19 protein-coding genes are annotated in these 18,069 nt (G+C 68.1%); 4 read left to right on the forward strand and 15 right to left on the reverse strand.

The features are described 5' to 3' along the window. Positions 1–77: 77 nt before the first annotated feature. Positions 78–1,178: an ADP-ribosylglycohydrolase family protein gene (locus tag ACFRAU_RS05645; protein ID WP_377995146.1), complete on the forward strand. Its 1,101-nt coding sequence runs from the start codon at positions 78–80 to the stop codon at positions 1,176–1,178. Here ACFRAU_RS05645 and ACFRAU_RS05650 read toward each other — a convergent pair. Together ACFRAU_RS05650 and ACFRAU_RS05655 are read right to left on the reverse strand one after the other, a co-directional pair. Continuing rightward, complete coding sequence (locus tag ACFRAU_RS05650) at positions 1,165–1,680, reverse strand: DUF4395 domain-containing protein (protein ID WP_377995147.1); 516 nt, start codon at positions 1,678–1,680, stop codon at positions 1,165–1,167. The genes ACFRAU_RS05645 and ACFRAU_RS05650 overlap by 14 nt on opposite strands. Positions 1,681–1,925: 245 nt before the next feature. Continuing rightward, positions 1,926–2,963 carry an exonuclease domain-containing protein gene (locus ACFRAU_RS05655; protein WP_377999152.1) on the reverse strand — a complete coding sequence of 346 codons (1,038 nt, stop codon included), beginning with the start codon at positions 2,961–2,963 and terminating at the stop codon, positions 1,926–1,928. 68 nt (positions 2,964–3,031) lie between these two features. Here ACFRAU_RS05655 and ACFRAU_RS05660 point away from each other — a divergent pair, with 68 nt between their 5' ends. Further along, positions 3,032–3,805, forward strand: coding sequence for a VTT domain-containing protein (locus tag ACFRAU_RS05660; RefSeq protein ID WP_377995192.1), 774 nt, complete (start codon positions 3,032–3,034; stop codon positions 3,803–3,805). Between the two features lie 90 nt (positions 3,806–3,895). Here the strand turns inward: ACFRAU_RS05660 and rdgB are convergent, their stop codons facing one another. The 6 genes from rdgB to clpS form a co-directional block, all read right to left on the reverse strand. Then, positions 3,896–4,573: an RdgB/HAM1 family non-canonical purine NTP pyrophosphatase gene (rdgB, locus tag ACFRAU_RS05665; protein ID WP_377999153.1), complete on the reverse strand. Its 678-nt coding sequence runs from the start codon at positions 4,571–4,573 to the stop codon at positions 3,896–3,898. A 14-nt stretch (positions 4,574–4,587) separates the two neighbouring features. Beyond that, positions 4,588–5,346, reverse strand: coding sequence for a ribonuclease PH (gene rph, locus ACFRAU_RS05670; protein ID WP_377999154.1), 759 nt, complete (start codon positions 5,344–5,346; stop codon positions 4,588–4,590). A gap of 69 nt (positions 5,347–5,415) precedes the next feature. Continuing rightward, entirely contained in the window at positions 5,416–6,213 is a 798-nt protein-coding gene (locus ACFRAU_RS05675; RefSeq protein WP_377995150.1) for an MBL fold metallo-hydrolase, read from the reverse strand. Beyond that, positions 6,210–7,235 (reverse strand): glutamate racemase, encoded by a 1,026-nt coding sequence (murI, locus tag ACFRAU_RS05680; RefSeq protein ID WP_377995151.1) that lies wholly within the window; start codon positions 7,233–7,235, stop codon positions 6,210–6,212. The genes ACFRAU_RS05675 and murI overlap by 4 nt, the downstream gene beginning before the upstream one ends. A 130-nt stretch (positions 7,236–7,365) precedes the next feature. After that, on the reverse strand, positions 7,366–7,932 hold the full coding sequence (locus ACFRAU_RS05685) for a DUF2017 domain-containing protein (RefSeq protein WP_377995152.1): 567 nt from the start codon (positions 7,930–7,932) through the stop codon (positions 7,366–7,368). After that, positions 7,925–8,305 carry an ATP-dependent Clp protease adapter ClpS gene (gene clpS, locus ACFRAU_RS05690; RefSeq protein WP_214848029.1) on the reverse strand — a complete coding sequence of 127 codons (381 nt, stop codon included), beginning with the start codon at positions 8,303–8,305 and terminating at the stop codon, positions 7,925–7,927. Before clpS ends, ACFRAU_RS05685 begins: the two co-directional genes overlap by 8 nt. 155 nt (positions 8,306–8,460) lie before the next feature. Between clpS and ACFRAU_RS05695 the strand changes: the two genes are divergently transcribed. Then, on the forward strand, positions 8,461–9,789 hold the full coding sequence (locus ACFRAU_RS05695) for a nicotinate phosphoribosyltransferase (protein ID WP_377995153.1): 1,329 nt from the start codon (positions 8,461–8,463) through the stop codon (positions 9,787–9,789). A gap of 9 nt (positions 9,790–9,798) precedes the next feature. Beyond that, positions 9,799–10,434, forward strand: coding sequence for an isochorismatase family protein (locus ACFRAU_RS05700; RefSeq protein ID WP_377995154.1), 636 nt, complete (start codon positions 9,799–9,801; stop codon positions 10,432–10,434). A gap of 28 nt (positions 10,435–10,462) precedes the next feature. Here ACFRAU_RS05700 and ACFRAU_RS05705 read toward each other — a convergent pair whose 3' ends face one another. From ACFRAU_RS05705 to ACFRAU_RS05735, 7 genes are all read right to left on the reverse strand, one after another. Next, a complete protein-coding gene (locus ACFRAU_RS05705) occupies positions 10,463–12,241 on the reverse strand; it encodes a DEAD/DEAH box helicase (RefSeq protein ID WP_377999155.1) in 1,779 nt (592 codons plus the stop codon). Beyond that, complete coding sequence (locus ACFRAU_RS05710) at positions 12,241–12,582, reverse strand: DUF3039 domain-containing protein (RefSeq protein ID WP_377999156.1); 342 nt, start codon at positions 12,580–12,582, stop codon at positions 12,241–12,243. The genes ACFRAU_RS05705 and ACFRAU_RS05710 overlap by 1 nt, the downstream gene beginning before the upstream one ends. A gap of 51 nt (positions 12,583–12,633) precedes the next feature. Further along, positions 12,634–13,416: a glucosamine-6-phosphate deaminase gene (gene nagB, locus ACFRAU_RS05715; protein ID WP_377999157.1), complete on the reverse strand. Its 783-nt coding sequence runs from the start codon at positions 13,414–13,416 to the stop codon at positions 12,634–12,636. Between the two features lie 80 nt (positions 13,417–13,496). Continuing rightward, the gene (locus ACFRAU_RS05720; RefSeq protein WP_377999158.1) at positions 13,497–15,068 is read right to left on the reverse strand and encodes a transporter; all 1,572 of its coding nucleotides are present in this window, start codon (positions 15,066–15,068) and stop codon (positions 13,497–13,499) included. Further along, the gene (locus ACFRAU_RS05725; RefSeq protein ID WP_377999159.1) at positions 15,050–15,814 is read right to left on the reverse strand and encodes an ABC transporter ATP-binding protein; all 765 of its coding nucleotides are present in this window, start codon (positions 15,812–15,814) and stop codon (positions 15,050–15,052) included. Before ACFRAU_RS05725 ends, ACFRAU_RS05720 begins: the two co-directional genes overlap by 19 nt. Before the next feature lie 83 nt (positions 15,815–15,897). Further along, the gene (locus ACFRAU_RS05730; protein WP_377999160.1) at positions 15,898–17,001 is read right to left on the reverse strand and encodes an NADH:flavin oxidoreductase/NADH oxidase; all 1,104 of its coding nucleotides are present in this window, start codon (positions 16,999–17,001) and stop codon (positions 15,898–15,900) included. Beyond that, positions 17,001–17,993, reverse strand: a complete 993-nt coding sequence (locus ACFRAU_RS05735; protein ID WP_377999161.1) for a co-chaperone YbbN — start codon at positions 17,991–17,993, stop codon at positions 17,001–17,003. The genes ACFRAU_RS05730 and ACFRAU_RS05735 overlap by 1 nt, the downstream gene beginning before the upstream one ends. Between the last annotated feature and the right edge of the window lie 76 nt (positions 17,994–18,069).

Here is an 18,069-nt window from a genome sequence, read left to right on the forward strand (position 1 = left end):
GGATCGCAGCGGTCCACATCACTGAGTCCGGAACCAGAGGGCCGGGAGAGATCCCGCGGGCAGGTAAATTTGCCTGCATGAGCAATGATCCCGGCACCATTCCGTCCTCCGAGTCCCGCATCCACGGCTGCCTGCTGGGCGGCGCCCTGGGCGACTCGCTCGGCTACGCCGTCGAGTTCGCTCCGATAGACGAGATCCGGGGCCGTTTTGGCGCCGGAGGCCTCCGGGATTTTTCCATGCTCGACGGCGGGACGCATTTCTCGGACGACACGCAGATGACGCTCTACACGGTGGACGGGATCGTCGAGGCCCTGGAGTGGGCCAACTCCGGTGTCGGCGCCGATGCCAACGCCTGCGTGTGGCTTGCGTACCTGCGCTGGCTGGACACGCAGGGCGTGCCCCTTCCCGAATCCGCGCCGCGGCCGCAGTCCCGCTGGATTGACGGCCAGGAGGTGCTGCGGCACCGCCGGGCACCGGGCAATGCCTGCCTGAGCGGGCTGGCCACCGGTGAAATGGGAACGGCCGCCCGTCCGGTCAATCCTGATTCAAAGGGCTGCGGAACGGTGATGCGTTCCGCCCCCTTCGGTCTCGTTCCGCACATTCCGGCGGACTCCGTGTACAAGTTGAGTGCCGACGCGGCGTCACTCACGCATGGGCATCCCTCCGCCCGGCAGAGCGCGGGCTCATTCAGCCTGCTCATCCATTCCCTGGTGCAGGGCAGCAGCCTGGCCGAGGCAGCGCAGGCTGCCCTGGCCCGGGTGCTGGGCGACAACGGGGCGGCGCCCGAACTCCGCGAGCGGCTGGGGGCCGCGGTCCGCCTCGCCGGCGAGGCCACCCTGCTCAGCCCGGAGGACCTGGTCCGTGAACTGGGTGAGGGCTGGGTCGCAGAGGAGGCTCTCGCCGTCGGGCTTTATGCGGTCCTGGCCACGACTCCACGGACGCCCGGACTCAGCGCAGAGCCAGACGGCACGGCGCATCCGGTGGACCATTTCAAGGCGGCCATAGCCGTGGCCATCAACCACAGCGGCGACAGCGATTCCACCGGGTCCATCGCAGGCAACATCCTGGGCGCGTACTACGGCACGGCCTGCCTGCCCACGGACTGGCTGGACGCGCTCGAGGCGCCCGAGGTGATCCGCGGCATGGCCGGGCAGCTGGTTGCCGTCACATCTGGCTGAGCGGAATGTTGTTGCAGGCCTCGCAGACGTCTTCGGGGATGAGCCCCCGGCGCTGCAGCAGGCCGAAGATGGCGCAGCCGAGGCAGTACCCGGCGAAGGCTTCCAGCGAAGCGGCAATAATCAGCACGGCGAGCAGGATCCAGGCGGCAGGCGCGAGGCCGGCGGCCAGCAGGAGGGCGGCCGCCGTGGACATCGCTGCGCCGATGCCCTGTGCGAAACGCTTGGGCGGCCCCGGCACCAGCTTGACCCGCCCCAGCCGCGGGGCGAGGACCTTGACCGAAAGCAGGGCCAGCGGGGAGATCCTCGGGCCGAACAGCACCCGCAGCCAAAAACCGGCGGCAATGAGCGCCAGGCCCCAGCCGAAGCCGGTGAGCAGAGTTGCGGCGGCAAGCAGGACCACCAGCCCGGCAGTGATGCGGGCCGCGTACTCGTTGACCGGGTTGGGAAAGGCGAACACGGTACCCAGTCCGCCTGAATTGCCCAGTGTGCTTAGCTTGCCCATGGGGCAAGGCTAGGAGAAGGCCGACGGCGGAGGGAAGCTTTGTTGCGCCGTGTGTACCGGGCGCCGCCCACCAACCCACGCGTTTTAGGACGCCCCCTCAGATCCTGCCGGTATTCCGCAACGCGTCCTCATGTCCTGCCGGTGGTCTCGTCCGCTCCGGCAGGACCTGACGGAGCGTTCGAAGAAACCCGGCAGGACGTGAGGGAGCGTTTGAAGAAAACCCGCAGGATGTGAGGGAGCGTCAGTTAAAAGGCTGCAGGACCTGCGGAAGCGTCCGCCAGGTATGCCGGTGCGCCGCCCACCATCTGCAGGAACTCCCCCTCGGAAATCACCTCGATGGCCTGGCCGCGGTCGTGCAGCTCCAGCACGCGTTTGGCCTTGCCCGTGAGCCGGCCGGAGCGCAAGTCGCCCGCCACGAAGCCGTCCCCCACCACCAGGACGCTGGTCCGCGCCGTGACCCGGCTTTCCGGGCGCGCCCCCAGTTCAGCGGACCGCGTCTTCGCTTCGGGCCGCGGCATCGCGAGCTGGCCAGTGAACACGACGGTCTGACCGAACAACGGGTTCCCGGGTTCGGCGTCGGGATTGGGCTCTGGATTGGGTCCTTCCTCGGGCCATCCGCTGCGGAACGGCCGGATCACTCGGTCAGCACCGGCACCGCCCGCGGCGGCGAGTGCCGCGGCAGTGGCTTTCGAAAGCTCACCGGCGGAGGGGTCGAACGCAGCCTGCTGGGGTATGGAAAGCCCCAGTGAAAGGTAGAGCTCGGCAATGCTGTTGGCCCGGTTGCGCCCGGCGATATCGATGAGGATGCCGGCGCATGCCCTGGCGTCCTCGGCGGCGTCGTGGTGGTTCACGAGGGGCACGCCCGCCTCTTCGGCGGCGAAGGGCAGGGAATTTGAAACCAGGGAGTAGCAGCGCCGGGACAGCATCACAGTGCACACGTAGTCGTAGGCGGGGCCGGGAAGCCCCGAGACCTCAAGCCCGGAACGGATTACGCCGAGGTCGAAGGCGGCATTGTGCGCTGCGAGGATGTCGCCACCGATGAACGCGCCGATCTCCGGAAAAAGCTCACCGAAGCGGGGCTTGCCCGCCACCTGTTCGGGCCTGATGCCGTGGACACGGACGTTGTGATAATCGAATGAATCGTGGTTTTCCGGCGGCCGCATCAGCCACGAGGCCTCCTCGACGATGACGCCGCCACGGACCTTGGTCAGGCCAACGGCGCACGGCGAACCGCGGAAGCCGTTGGCGGTCTCGAAGTCGATCGCCGTAAAGTCCAAACTCACGGGGACAACTGTAGCCCGGCCGGGGCGCTGAACCCGTCAAGTACCCTTGAAACGTGAACTTTAATGCATTGAGCGACTTTGCCGTGCCCGCGCTGGGTGGCGCCGGCCCCGTCCAGCCGCATCTGGCATCATTCCTGCCCGATTGGCTTAACCCCCAGGTGTTCCTCGCCGACCCTGCCCTTGCCCCGTGGGTTGTTCTGCTGGTGTGCGGCATTATCTTCGCCGAAACCGGGCTGCTGATCGGGTTCTTCCTGCCCGGCGATTCCATGCTGTTTACGGCGGGCCTGCTCGTGGCCACGGACACGATCAAATTCAACATTTGGCTCTTCGCCGCACTGATCATCGTGGCCGCCATCCTCGGTAACCAGACCGGCTACCTCATCGGGTCCAAGGCCGGCCCCGCCATCTTCAACAAGCCGGACTCACGGCTCTTCAAGCGCGAGAACGTCGACAGCGCACACAAGTTCTTCGAAAAGCACGGCGGCAAAGCCCTGATCCTGGCCCGCTTTGTGCCCATCATCCGCACGTTTGTTCCCGTCATCGTGGGCGTCGCCGGAATGGACAAGCGGAAGTTCTTCCTGTTCAACGTCATCGGCGCTGTCCTCTGGGGCGGCGGCGTGACCCTTCTCGGCTACCTGCTGGGAGACAAGGTCCCGTGGGTGCGGGACAACCTGGACATCATCTTCATCATCATTGTCCTGCTTTCGGTGATCCCGGTGGGCATTGAAGTGATCCGCGGCATGGCCGCCAAGCGCGAGGCCGCGGCCTTCGGCACGGACCCGGTGGAGGAGTTCATCGAGGAGCACGAGCCCGAGGCAGAACGCAAAACCAACCTCGACTGACCGGCGCTCCGGCAGGCTTCCTGCACAGCCGGAACCCCAAACGCGGAAAGGCACCTCAGAACTGAGGTGCCTTTCCTGTGTGCAGAAGATTTATTGCCGCAGTGCCTCGACGATCGAGGGAAGCAGCGCGCGGAACGCCAGGCCGCGGTGGCTGATGGCGTTTTTCTCCTCCGGGCTGAGCTCTGCGCAGCTGCGGTCCAGGCCCAGGGGTTCCAGGACGGGATCGTAGCCGAACCCGCCTTCACCGCGCGGTTCGCGCAGCAGCGTTCCGGCCAGCTGGCCGTACTCCACCACCTCGCGGGCCCCGTCCCCGGATGCCGGCGCCGGCACCGCGAGGGCCGCCGCGCACACGAAGGCGGCACCGCGGTGCCCGTCCGGCACGTCCGCCAACTGGGCCAGCAGCAGGTGCAGATTGGCGTCGTCGTCACCGTGGCGGCCAGCCCACCGCGCCGAGAAAATCCCCGGCGCACCACCGAGGACATCCACTGCCAGCCCGGAGTCGTCAGCGATGGCCACCAGTCCCGTGGCCTCAGCCACCGCCCGCGCCTTCAGCAGCGAATTTTCCGCAAAGGTCACCCCTGTTTCCGCGACGTCCGGGGCTCCGACGGCGGCCGCGTCCACTACCTGCGTGTCGACGTCGAGCCCCGGGATCTGCCCGCGCAGCAGCTCACGCAGCTCCCGCAGTTTGCCGGCGTTGCGGGTGGCCAGCACCAGCCGGGGAGAAGCCCCGGGTGCAGTTCCGGCATTCACGGCGCTGTTCCCATTCACGGCGCTGTTCCCATTCACGGCGCTTCGGCCAGGGTTTCGCGCTGGATGGCGGCCAGCTGTTCTGTCCCCAGCAGGGCCAGGTCCAGCAGCTTGTTGAGCTCGTCGCGGTCAAAGGGTGCGCCCTCGGCGGTGCCCTGGACCTCGACGAACTTGCCGGAGCCGGTCACCACGACGTTCATGTCGGTTTCGGCGCGCACATCCTCGATGTACGGCAGGTCCAGCATCGGGATGCCGTCGATGATCCCCACCGACACGGCAGCGATGGTGTCGGTCAGGGGCTGGGCATTGCGCGCGATCATCTTGTTCTCGCGGGCAAAGCGGATGGCCTCGGCGAGCGCCACATAGGCGCCGGTGATTGCCGCTGTCCGGGTGCCGCCGTCGGCCTGCAGGACATCGCAGTCCAGCACGATGGTGTTCTCCCCCAGGGCCTTGGTGTCGATGATCGAACGCAGCGAGCGCCCGATGAGGCGGGAAATCTCGTGGGTGCGGCCGCCGATCTTGCCCTTGACGGACTCGCGGTCCGAGCGGGTGTTCGTGGCACGCGGGAGCATGGCGTATTCGGCGGTCACCCAGCCGCGGCCTTCGCCCTTGAGCCAGCGCGGAACGCCTTCAGTGAGGGAAGCGGTGCACAGGACCCGGGTGTTGCCGAACTCGATGAGGGCCGACCCCTCGGCCTGCTTGGACCAGCCGCGGGTGATGCTGATGGGCCTGAGCTGGTCCGGGGTGCGGCCGTCGGCACGGATGACGGGGGCAGTGGTTGCTTCGGAAGTCATGCCTTTAGCTTATCGAGGCTACAGGCGGGACGTGTCACGTCAGCCGGCGCCGGGTTGGTAGCTGCCGGCTCAGACGGTGTAGTGCACGCCCGCCACGGCCACGGCCACGTCACCGGCGAACGCGGGACGCGCCTCGGCCATGACCTTGGTCTGCGAAGTCCACACCGGAATGTGGGTGAGGAGCAGCCGGCGGGCACCCGCGGCGGTGGCTGCCTCGGCGGCCCGTTTGCCGGTCAGGTGGACGTCCTTGATGCCGTCGTCGCGGCCTTCCTCGAACGCCGCTTCGCAGAGGAAGAGGTGGGCGTCCTTGGCCGCCTCCTCCAGCCCGCGGCACGAGTCCGTGTCCCCTGAATAGGTCAGTACGCGGGTCACGGCATTCCCGGCGGCGTCCGGCTCGGTCACCTCCACGCGCAGCGCATAGGCCTCCTCCACCGGGTGGTTCACGGCGAACGGCGTCACGGTGAAGGGGCCGACGGTGACCGACTGGCGCTCGGTCCAGTTGGTGAAGTCGAACTCCTCGTGCATCCCGGGGTCCAGGTCCAGGCCGTAGGCAGTTGCCATCCTGTCTGCGGTGGCGGCGGGGCCCCAGACGGGGATCCTGCCCCGGTCCCAGCCGCCCGGCTTCCAGCGCACGGCCACGTGCAGGCCGCACAGGTCCATGCAGTGGTCGGGGTGCAGGTGTGTGAGGAAGATCGCGTCGATGTCCTCGAGGTCGGTGTACCGCTGGATGGCGCCCAGGGCACCGCTGCCGAGGTCCATGACCACCTTCCACACCCGTTCGCCGTCGCTGGCGGTCAGGAGGTAGCAGGAGGCGGGTGATCCGGGGCCGGGAAATGAGCCCGTGCAGCCGACGATGGTGAGCTTCACAGGAAGGACCCCCCGGGGGCAGCCCCGCTGCCGGCGGTCTGCCCGACGAAGTTGGAGATGCGCGGGCGTGCCGCCGCGTTCCGCGCGGCCTCGATCATTTCAGGGGTGATCCTCGCCAGGCTGCCGGTGGGGTACTGCGCCGCGACGTGGTCCACATGTTTGACGCTGAGCACCTCCGGCCCGAGGAACCTTCGGGCCAGGGCCTCGAACTGGCCGGGATCGCCGGTGGCGATGAAGCTGTGCTCGGGCCGCGCCGGGTCCGTCCTTTCGAGGCCGTTGCTGGCCAGCGCCCGGTAGACGTCCTTGGCGGTTTCCTCGGCGCTGGAGACCAGGGTGACGTCCTCGCCCATGACGTAGGAGATCACGCCGGTCAGCAGCGGGTAGTGCGTGCAGCCCAGCACCACGGTGTCCACGCCGGCTGCCTTCAGCGGCTCCAGGTACTCCCGGGCGACGTCGAGCAGTTCAGGTCCGGTGGTGATGCCGGCCTCCACATAGGGCACGAAAGCCGGGCAGGCCACGGAGGTGATCTCCAGGTCAGGCGCCGCGGCGAACGTGTCCTCGTAGGCCCGGGACCCCACGGTGGCGGAGGTGCCGATCACGCCCACCCGGCCGGTGCGGGTGGCCGCCACGGCGCGGCGTACCGCCGGCTGGATCACCTCGATGACGGGGATTCCGTAGCGCGCGGTGTAGCGCTCACGGGCGTCCCGGAGCACAGCGGCCGACGCCGAGTTGCAGGCGATTGTGAGCAGCTTGACGCCGGAGTCCACGAGTTCGTCCATGACGCCCAGGGCGTTGGCACGCACCTCCGCGATGGGCAGCGGCCCGTACGGTCCGTGCGCGGTGTCGCCGACGTAGAGGATGGACTCGTTGGGCAACTGGTCGATGATCGACCGCGCCACCGTGAGGCCGCCGACCCCGGAGTCGAAGACGCCGATCGGCAGCGATCCCACATTTATGCCGTCGGCCGTTGCGGACTCCGCTGCAGCTCCCGCTGCCGGATCCATGCTCGATGCTGAAGTCATGATTATTTGAGGATAGGTCTTCCCGTGAGGTGCGGCCATCACTTGTGGCGGGCGACTCATGTCGAATTTGTCACATTCGGCGCAGCCCTAACCGCTCAGGGCCGAAGGAGCTGCCCACCCCGGAAACCCCTCAGGGCCGCGTATCCAGTGACTGCAGCATCGCCTGCACAAGCGACTCCTGCAGCCACGTGGTGAAGTTGTACACCAGGGCGAGGTAGCTTTCCACGTCCTCGGCCTGGGACCAGTCCTGCATCTGGTGTACGTGGTCGGCGTCCGCTTCGTCCCGGATGTCGAGCCGCTCGGCGAGCACCAGACGCACGTCGTTGAGCGCCGTGGACCAGTGCCGGGCATCAGACGGGGTCAGGACGAGCTCATCCTTGTCCAGGCCCAGCGCGGCGGCGCGCAGTGCGCCGATCTTGCTTTCCCGCAGGGAGCGTTCGGTGAGCTGGCGAAACTCAAGCGAGGCGGCGGCGTCGTCCTTCACTGCGTTGGGCAGCAGCCGCCGGAGGGCGCGGTCCTGGGGTTCGCGGACCTCCATGTCCAGACCGATCAGCGCGGCCAGCGGATCCTCGGAGCCGCGGTCGGCCGGCTCCAGCATGGAGATGACGTCGGCGAACAGGCTGCGCAGCAGTTCCCGCTCGGCCGGTTCGAGGAATCCGGTGATGCCCTTGAGTCCGTACTTGAAAGCCTTAGCCACGTTTTCCCTTGCCCTTGCCCGGTCCGCCTCGTTTGCCGCCCCCGCTGTCTCCGCCGGTGGCCTTTTCCACGGTGGCCCACAGGCCAAACCCGTGCATCGCGACCGCGTGCTGCTCCACCTGTTCCTTGCTGCCGTGGGCAACGATGGACCGGCCCTTCCTGTGGACCTCGAGCATCAGCTTGTTGGCCTTGGTTTCCGAGTAGCCGAAATAGCTCTGGAAAACATAGCTGACGTAGCTCATCAGATTGACGGGGTCATTCCAGATGACAAGGTTCCAAGGGACGTCCGGGGCGGTCAGGGTATCGGTGGACACCGCCGTTCCGGTCTGGATGCTCTCCTGGGTGTCAGGGCCGAGCGCAACGCTTAAGGTCATCTGTCCATTCTATGGCGATGGTGGGCCCACGCCGGCGAGGGCCCCGCGGCGAAGCGAAGCGAGACGTGGGAGCCGGTGGGTGGGCCCACGCCGGCGAGGGCCCCGCGGCGAAGCGAAGCGAGACGTGGGAGCCGGTGGGGACTAGAGTGATTTTTGTGAATAACTCCGCCGGCTGGGAGCAGCCCCGCACGTCCCTGTTCACCGACCATTACGAGCTGACCATGCTGCAGGGGGCCCTCCACTCCGGCGCCGCGCACCGCAAGGCCGTTTTCGAGGCGTTCGCGCGCAGGCTCCCGGACGGCCGCCGCTACGGGGTTGTGGGCGGTACGGGCAGACTGCTGGAAGGCATCATGGCGTTCCGGTTCGGCGAGGCGGAGCTGGGATTCCTGGCGCGCACCGGCGTCGTCAATAAGGAGACCCTCGACTACCTGGCAGACTTCCGCTTCACCGGCGACATCTGGGGTTATGCCGAGGGCGAAGCGTACTTCCCCAACTCCCCCATCCTGATCGTCGAATCAACGTTCGCAGAGGCGTGCATCCTGGAGACGTACGTGCTGTCCGTCCTCAACCACGACAGCGCCATCGCCTCGGCGGCGTCGCGCATGGTGATGGCGGCGGGTCAGCGCCCCTGCATCGAGATGGGGTCCCGGCGGACGCAGGAGGAATCGGCCACGGCTGCCGCCCGCGCCGCCGTCATCGCCGGGTTCGACAGCACCTCAAACCTCGAGGCCGGGCTGCGGTACGGCCTCAAGACGGTGGGCACCGCCGCCCACTCCTTCACGCTCCTCCATGACACCGAGCGGGACGCGTTTGAGGCGCAGGTCGCCTCTCTGGGGGCCGGCACCTCGCTGCTCGTGGACACGTACGACGTCGAGACGGCCGTCCGTACGGCCGTGGACATCGCCGGGGACAAGTTGGGCGCCGTGCGGCTGGACTCCGGCGACCTGGTGGAACAGGCGCAGTGGGTCCGGCACCTGCTGGATGAGCTGGGCAACGAACATACCCGCATCACGGTGACCTCGGACCTGGACGAATACGCGATTGCGGCGCTGCAGTCCGCCCCCGTTGACTCCTACGGGGTGGGCACGTCCCTGGTGACCGGCTCCGGCGCGCCCACCGCCAGCATGGTCTACAAGCTGGTCAGCCGGACCAACGACGCCGGGGAGTTCGTCCCGGTGGCGAAGGCCGCCAAGAACAAGACGAGCAAGGGCGGCCGGAAGTACGCCCTCCGCCGGCTCAACGACAACGGCACGGCCACCCAGGAGCTCATCGGCGTGGGCCACCGGCCAGCGGACGACGGCAACGACCGCACGCTGCTGCAGCAGTTCATCAAGAACGGCGAACTCCTGCCGGGCTGGACCGGCCACGAAGGAGTCCTGCGTGCCCGGCGGCGCCACGCTGATTCGCTGGCCGAGCTGCCGGCAGTGGTCCACCGCCTGCACCGCGGCGAGCCGGCCATCCCGACAATCTACGAAGAGAACTGAGGAGAACCGATGGCACGGGCACTCATCATCGTCGATGTCCAGAACGATTTCTGCGAGGGCGGCGCACTGCCGGTGGAGGGCGGGGCCGCCGTGGCCGGGGCCATCAGCGAGTACGTCGAGAACCACCACGGCCAGTTCGACCACATCGTGGCCACGCAGGACTGGCACATCGATCCGGGCGCCCATTTCTCGGAAGCCCCGGACTTCAAGGACACCTGGCCGCCGCACTGCGTGGCGGGGACCCAGGGTGCCGAGCTTCACCCGGAGCTCGACACCGAACACATCCAGGCGTACTTCCACAAGGGCCTCTACACCGCGGCCTACTCCGGGTTCGAGGGCCTGCTGGCACCAGAGGACGCCGTCCCCACCGGGGAGCGGCAGCCCGGGTCCATGCCCGGTGCAGCGGATCCCGCCTATGCGCCGGAGGAAGATGCGATCGGCCTCGATGACTGGCTCCAGAGCCACGACGTGGAGGACGTCGTGGTGGTGGGCCTCACCACCGACTACTGCGTGATGGCCACGTCCCTGGATGCGGTCCAGGCCGGCTACTCCGTCACCGTGATCAAGCGGCTGACGGCGGGCATCGCCGATGACCTCGACGACGCCTACGCCGAAATGGAACTGGGCGGAGTGGACCTCGAGTAGGTCCCTGCTCCCCGTTCTTCCCCGCCTGCTACTTCCGGCCGATGAACCAGTCCTGGAGCTTTTTCAGCCTGGACTGGAGCTGCTCCTCGTTCGCCTGGGCCACCGGAGGGCCGCCGCAGACGGTCCGGAGTTTCGTGTGCACCACGCCGTGCGGGGTGCCCGTCCGCGCAGACCAGGCCGCCACGTTCTTCGCCAGCTCGTTCCGCAGGTCCATCAGCATCCGGTGGTCCGGTACTGCGGGGGCAGCGGGAGCGGCCGCGGGGCTCTGGCGTTTCTTCCGGCCCTGCTGCTCATGCTGGCGCTGGCGGAGCAGCATGCCCACCTGTTCGGCGTCCAGCAGGCCCGGGATGCCGAGGAAGTCCAGTTCGTCCTCGGAGCCGATGTCGCCGCCCGTGCCGAACTCGCCGCCGTCGAACAGCACGCGGTCGAAGGACGCCTGCGAGTCCAGCGCCTCGAACTTGCCCTTGGTCAGGCTGTCCGAGGCCTTCTCCTCACGGTTCGCCTCGTCCATCAGGGACTCTTCGAGGTCCATCAGGCCGTCCGGGTCGTCGTTCTGCGGCCGGTCCAGGGCATGGTCACGTTCGGCTTCCATGCTGTTGGCGAGCGCCATCAGCTGGGGAACGGACGGCAGGAAAACCGAGGCCGTCTCGCCCCGCTTCCGGGAACGCACAAAGCGCCCCACGGCCTGCGCGAAGAACAAGGGGGTGGAGGTGGAGGTGGCGTAGACGCCCACCGACAGGCGCGGAACGTCCACGCCTTCGGACACCATGCGCACGGCAACCATCCAGCGCTTGTCGCTGGCCGTGAATTCCTCGATCTTGTCTGAGGCCTTCGCGTCGTCGGACAGAATCACCGTCGGCGACTCGCCCGTGATCTTCTTGAGCTGGCCGGCGTATGCCCGGGCGTCGTCGTGGTCGGTGGCGATCACCAGGCCGCCGGCGTCGGGAACGGACCGCCGGACCTCGCTGAGCCGTTTGTCCGCTCCTGCCAGGACGGCGGGGATCCACTCCCCCGCCGGGTTCAGGGCGGTCCGCCAGGCCTGTGACGTGATGTCCTTGGTGACCGCGGCCTCGCCAAGGGACGCGGCCATCTCGTCACCCGCGCTGGTGCGCCAGCGCATCTGTCCCGAATACGCCATGAAAATAACCGGGCGCACCACGTGGTCACGCAGCGCGTTGCCGTAACCGTAGGTGTAGTCCGACTTCGAGCGCCGGATGCCCTCGCGGTCCTCGGTGTACTCCACGAACGGAATGGGCGAGGTGTCCGACCGGAACGGCGTACCGGTCAGGGACAGCCGCCGGGCTGCGGGGTCGAAGGCCTCGCGCAGGCCGTCGCCCCAGGACAGCGCCTCGCCGCCGTGGTGGATTTCGTCAAGAATCACCAGGGTGCGGGCGGCCTCGGTTTTGGCCCGGTGCAGCATGGGTTTGCTGGCCACCTGCGCGTAGGTCACGGCCACGCCGATGAACCCGCGGCCGTGCTGGCCGTCCGAGTTCTTGAAGTTCGGGTCAATGGCGATGCCGACGCGCGCGGCAGCGTCTGCCCACTGCCGCTTCAGGTGGTCGGTGGGCGCGACGATCGTCACGCGGTTCACCGTGCCGGCCTCGATGAGCATGGAGGCCACCCTGAGCGCAAAGGTGGTCTTACCGGCGCCGGGGGTGGCCACGGCCATGAAATCGCGCGGAGCCCTGCTGAAGTAAAGATCCAGGGCTTCCTGCTGCCAGGCACGGAGCTTCGGGGCGGTTCCCCAGGCTGCACGTTCCGGGTAGGCCGGGGGCAGGGTGGGTCCGCCGAAGAGTGTCTCCGTCACTATTTGTTGTTGCCTGAGTCTCCGCCGGACCCACTGCCGCCGTCGTTGCCCGGGCGGAGGCCGTCATAGACCTCTTTGCACATCGGGCAGACCGGGAACTTCTGCGGATCCCGTCCGGGCGTCCAGACCTTGCCGCACAGCGCGATGACCGGTTCGCCCGTCACGGCGGACTCCATGATCTTTTCCTTGCGCACGTAGTGCGAAAAGCGCTCACGGTCGCCGGGCTCCACTTCCTGGCGCAGTTCCTCGCGCTCAATGGTTGCGGTGGACGATCCGGAGCCGGAAAGCTCACGCATGGGGTCGTTGTCGAGAGGATCCGTCATGCTACTCATGGCATCCATCTTAGCCGTTCCGAAGGTGCAGCCGCGGGAGGTCCCGGGCGCAGGTCCCGGTCAGAGACCCTGCCACGCCGGTTTGTGGTCGTAGGTGTGCCGGTAGTAGTCCGCGAGCTTCAGTGACGACGCGGCGGCCTCGTCCACCAGGACCGAGGCGTGCGGGTGCAACTGCAGCACCGAGGCGGGGCAGATCGCGGCGAGAGGTCCCTCCACCAGGTCATGGACCGCCTGCGCCTTCTGGGCTCCCGTGGCAATCAGGATGGCGTGGCGCGACTCGAGGATGGTGCCCAGCCCCTGGGTCACCACGTGGTGCGGAACCTCGTCAAGGCTGCGGAAGAAGCGGGCGTTGTCGCGCCGGGTCTGCTCGATGAGCGACTTGATCCGGGTGCGGGATGCCAGGGACGACCCCGGCTCGTTGAAACCGATGTGCCCGTCGGTGCCGAGGCCCAGAAGCTGCACGTCGATGCCGCCGCGCTCCCTGATCCGGTCTTCGTAAGCCCGGCATGCCGCCGGAATGTCCGGGGCGCTTCCGTCCGGTCCGAGGACGTTCTCCGGGTCGATGTCGACCCGGTTCGCGAAGTCGCGGCGGATGACCTCCCGGTAGGACTCGGGGTGGCCGGGTTCCAGCCCGACGTACTCATCCAGGGTGAATCCGTACGCACGGCTGAAGTCCAGGCCGGCCTGATCGTGGCGCCGGGCGAGTTCGTCGTAGACCGGGAGCGGCGAGGATCCCGTGGCAAGCCCCAGCACGGCGTCGGGCTTGTCACGCAGCAGGCGTTCCACCGCATCCGCCACGAGGGAGGCAATCTGCCTGGCGCCCGGAAGTATGACGACCTCCATTTTCGGCCTTTCTCTCTCAGCTGTCCTGCTAGTCAACCACGGCGGGTCCCCGCCCGGCAGATGCATTCAGGGTTGGGGTTTCAGCGATTGACGGCGACCTGGGCGAGGAGCTCCGGGCCGCGGGCATCGAGCCAGCGCCCGCCCACCCGGACCCCGACTATGAACAGTGCCGTGCCAAGGACGGGACCAAGTGCCAGATTGATCCAGCCAAACAGCTGGTCTCCGGTGAGAACCTGTGCGAGCACCAGGCCGGCCTCCGGGAGGACCAGCAGCAGGAGGACACCCATCCCGCCAAACTGGACGGCGAGGGTCTGACCCACATTTCCCGGGGGCTTCTTGAACGGGCTGTCGCCGGGCAGCGGCACGGCAATGGTGTAGCGGGCGGACACCACGGAGGAGAGGCCCAGTCCGGTCAGTAACACCCCCACGGATATCCCGACGATGGAGGGCCACCATGCCCAGTCCCCCGTGATGAAGAACGGCACGGTGGCCAGGACCAGCACCGCAGGCAACGCAAACGCCAGGCAGGCCAGCGCGCGCCCCAGCCGGTCATGGACTCCCCGCACGCCGGCGGCGACGTGCAGGGCAAACGCGGTGTTGTCGTAGGACACATCCCCCGAAATTGACCATGCCAGCAGGAACGCAGTGAGCGGTCCGGTGATCATCAGTACGCCATAGTCGTTGGTCTGGCTGCCCTGGAAAGCCAGCACCACCGGCAGCAGCGGAACAACCACCAGGGAACCTGAATACAGGGGATCACGGAACCAGTAGGTCAGCGCCCGAGCCGTGACGGCACCGGCCGGCGTCGCGGGCAGGAGGGCGAACAGCCCCAGGCGTCCGCCCTTCCGGCGGCTGCTTCCGCTGTAGGGCGGCGTGACCAGCGCCCGTTCCAGCAGCAGCTTCCAGCACCAGGAAAGCCCCGCCAGCGTAGCCGCGGCAATGAGCAGCTTGAGACCGGCCGGGCCTGCCCGTCCCGCTGCGAGATCGCCGCCCAGCGACCAGGCCGCCCCCAGCGGCGTCCAGGAAATCCTGCCGGCCAGGCCGGACAGGAAGGCCCCGGAACCCGCCATTCCCTGGAAGATGCCTGCGGTGATCGGGCCCAGGAGGACCAGGGGAACCATGAAGGCGATACCGCTGACGTCCTTGAACCGGCGTGACGCCGCCAGGCTCGCCGTGGCGGTGGTGACGACGCGGCAGAACACCACGCAGGTGAGCACGCCCAGGACTGCGCCGAGCAGCGCACCCGCAGCGGGCACTACACCGCGGGACCAGGTGACCACGGTGCCCAGGGCGACGAGCAGGGTGGCCAGCCCCGGAATCCCGATGAGGCCGCCGAGCGCGAGGCCGGCCAGAAGCTGCGGCATGGGCACGGCCGATGTGGTGAACCGGGCAGGGTCCAGCGTCATGTCCACGGCGGAGGCAATCACTGGGACAATTCCCCAGCCCAGCAGGGCCGCCGAGCCGCCAAGCACCACCACGGTCTGGGCCAGGTCCGGGTCCTCCTGCCGCAGCAGGACGAGCAGCACCACGCACATGCCGACGAAAACGAGCGCATACAGTCCGCCGAACGCCAGCCCCACCAGCTGCCACGGGCTCCGCCTGAGGCCGTTCCGCAGCAGTGTGAGCTTCAGCCTCAGGAGGTGCGCAACCATTCGAGCCCCTTCGTCTGGCTCCTGCCGCCCACGAGCTGCACGAACCGTTCTTCCAGGGTGGCTCCGGCACGCACCTGGTCGATGGTGCCGGAGGCCAGGATCCGGCCGCCGGCGATCACGGCCACGTGGTCGCACATCCGCTGTACGAGGTCCATCACATGGCTGGACACGATCACGGTGCCGCCCGAGCCCACATACCTGTCCAGGATGTCTTTGATGTTGGCGGCGGAGACGGGATCCACGGATTCGAAGGGCTCATCCAGCACGAGGACCTTCGGAGCGTGGATCAGCGCGGAGGCGAGCGCGATCTTCTTAGTCATGCCGGCGGAGTAATCCACCACCAGGGTGCCCGCGTCCTGGCTGAGGTCCAGGGCTGCGAGCAACTCACCCACCCGGGAGGCCACCACGTCCCTGTCCATGCCCCGCAGCAGCCCGGCGTACGTGACCAGCTGCTCACCGCTGAGCCGGTCAAAGAGCCGCACCCCGTCGGGCAGGATGCCCATCAGCTTCTTGGCTTCCAGCGGTTGCGCCCAGACGTCCACCCCGTGGACCACGGCCGTTCCGAAGTCCGGGCGGAGAAGGCCCGTAGCCATGGACAGGGTGGTGGTCTTGCCGGCACCGTTGGGTCCGACAATGCCGAAGAACGAACCCGCGGGAACGTCGAGGCTGATGCCGTCCACCGCGATCTTGGTGCCGAAGCGCTTGGCAAGCCCCCTGATCGAGAGTGCTGTTATGGGAGTGCTCATGCACTCACCCTAGCCGCGGCCTGCGGCCAGGGGGATCCTCCGGGAGGAGTAGAAAACCGGGAAGGTCCCGCCCTCCACAAGCGTCAGAACGTGCGTCTCGGCACGGCCCGTTCATACTGCGGCGCCCAGCGCAGGTCGTGGCCAAGTTCAAAGGCGGCGCGGAGCCACCAGTGCGGATCCCGCAGTGCCGCCCGGGCGATAAAGACGCCGTCAGCCTGGCCGGTGGCCACCACATGCTCCGCCTGGTCCGGGGACGTCAGCAGCCCCACGGTGCCGGTGGCGACTCCTGTTTCGCGGCGGATCCGGGCTGCGAATTCCGTTTGGTAGCCCGGTCCCGGCTGGATCTGCTGGTGTGCCACGGCCCCGCCGCTGGACACATCCACAAGGTCGACGCCCCGCTCGGCGGCCTGCGCGGCCAGGCTGACCGAGTTCTCGACGCTGATCCCGCCCTCTGCCCAGTCGGTTGCCGAGATGCGAAGCAGCAGCGGCATGGAGTCCGGGATGACGTTGCGAACAGCATCGATGACGGCCAATGTCAGCCGGTTCCGCCCGGCTGCATCGCCGCCCCAGGCGTCCGTGCGGTCGTTGATCAGCGGGCTTTGGAACTCGTGGAGGAGGTAGCCGTGGGCGCCGTGCAGTTCGATGGTGTCGAAGCCTATGTCGACGGCACGGGCCGCCGCGGCCGCAAAATCGGCGATGACGCGCCGGATGTCATCCTCGGTCATGGCCGCGGGCGGCGTGTAGCCGTCGAAGGCCTGGGCGCCCGGACCCACTGTCTCCCAGCCGCCGTCGGACGCCGGCACCGATCCGGCCCGCCCGGAAAACGGCCAGTACGTGGACGCCTTGCGTCCTGCATGGGCGAGCTGGACGCCGATCTTGGTGTCGGCCACGCCGTGGCGGTGCACGAAGCGGACGATCCGCTCCCAGCCCAGCGCCTGCTCGTCGTTGTACAGCCCCGCGTCGCGCGGGCTGATGCGCCCTTCGGCGTTGACTGCAGCAGCCTCGGTCAGGATGAGGGCGGCTCCCCCGGCGGCGAACGATCCGAGGTGCATGAGGTGCCAGTCGTTGGGCACCCCGGGGGCCGCGTCAGGTTCGCAGCTGTACTGGCACATCGGCGAAACCCAGCCCCGGTGCTGCAGGTCCAGGGAGCGCAGCGTCAGGGGCCGGAACAGCGCGGGAACCCCCACTAAAACAGCACCCGCGCCAGAGCCTGGCGGGCCTTGCCCACACGGTCGTCTGTGGTTCCGACTACTTCGAACAGCTCAAGCAGGCGAACGCGGGCGGATTCGCGTTCCGGCCCGAAGTTCCTGCCGATGAACGCGACCACGCGGGCCAAGGCATCCTCCACGTGGCCGCCCGCAAGATCGAGGTCCGCCACACCCAGCTGGGCCGTCAGGTTGTCGGGTTCATCCGCGGCGAGCTGGCGCAGGGCCTCACCCTCGGGTCCTGAAAGGGTCTGCAGGCGTTCCATGAGTTCCACCTGCGCCAGGCCGGCCTTGGCCTCCGCGTCCGCCGGCATCTCGGCGAGCGCCTGCCGGTAGGCAGCGGCCGCTCCGGCATAGTCACCCTCTTCAATGGCGTCGAAGGCCTTCTGGTGAAGCGGGGGCAGGGGGGCAGGGCCGGGTTCTTCAGAGGTACCGGTGCCACCTCCGACGTTGCCGGTGACCCCGTTGGCGGCGGCAACCGTAAGAAGTTCGTCCAGCAGGGGGCGGATCTGCTCCTCGTCCGCGCCGCCCTGGAAAAGCGGAACCGGCTGCCCCTTGAGAACGGCGACGGCGGTGGGGACGGCCTGCACCTGGAAGGCCTGGGCCAGCTGGGGGAACGCTTCGACGTCGGCAGCGGCGAGCACCAGCCGGCCGCCGTAGCTCTGGACGTTCCGGTCAAGCGCATCGAGCACGCCTGCCGATTCGGGCGAATAGGCGGCCCAGAGGACAAACACCACGGGCACCTGGGCGGACAGCTCGATAAGGCTCTGGAAGTTTGCCTCGGTGACGTCCACGCGGAGGGCGGGTCCGCCGTCGGCCTGCTGGGCCTGCTGGGCCGGTATGTCGCCGGCCGCGGGGCCATTGTTCGGCGCCGGCGGCGCTGGCCGCTGCTTGAGCGCGGAGAGATCGACGGCGCCGCGAAGGTTAAGCTGGCTCGCGGCCGAAGGGACAGGGCGGGAAGCTGGCGAACTCATAGCTCCCACTCTAGCCACAAGAGCGGCCGCGGTAAGCACCGCGGCCGCTCCAGTGACGGCAGGTTTAGGGAAGCCG

The sequence above is a fragment of the Arthrobacter sp. NPDC056691 genome (assembly GCF_042791415.1).
Taxonomy (GTDB): Bacteria; Actinomycetota; Actinomycetes; order Actinomycetales; family Micrococcaceae; genus Arthrobacter.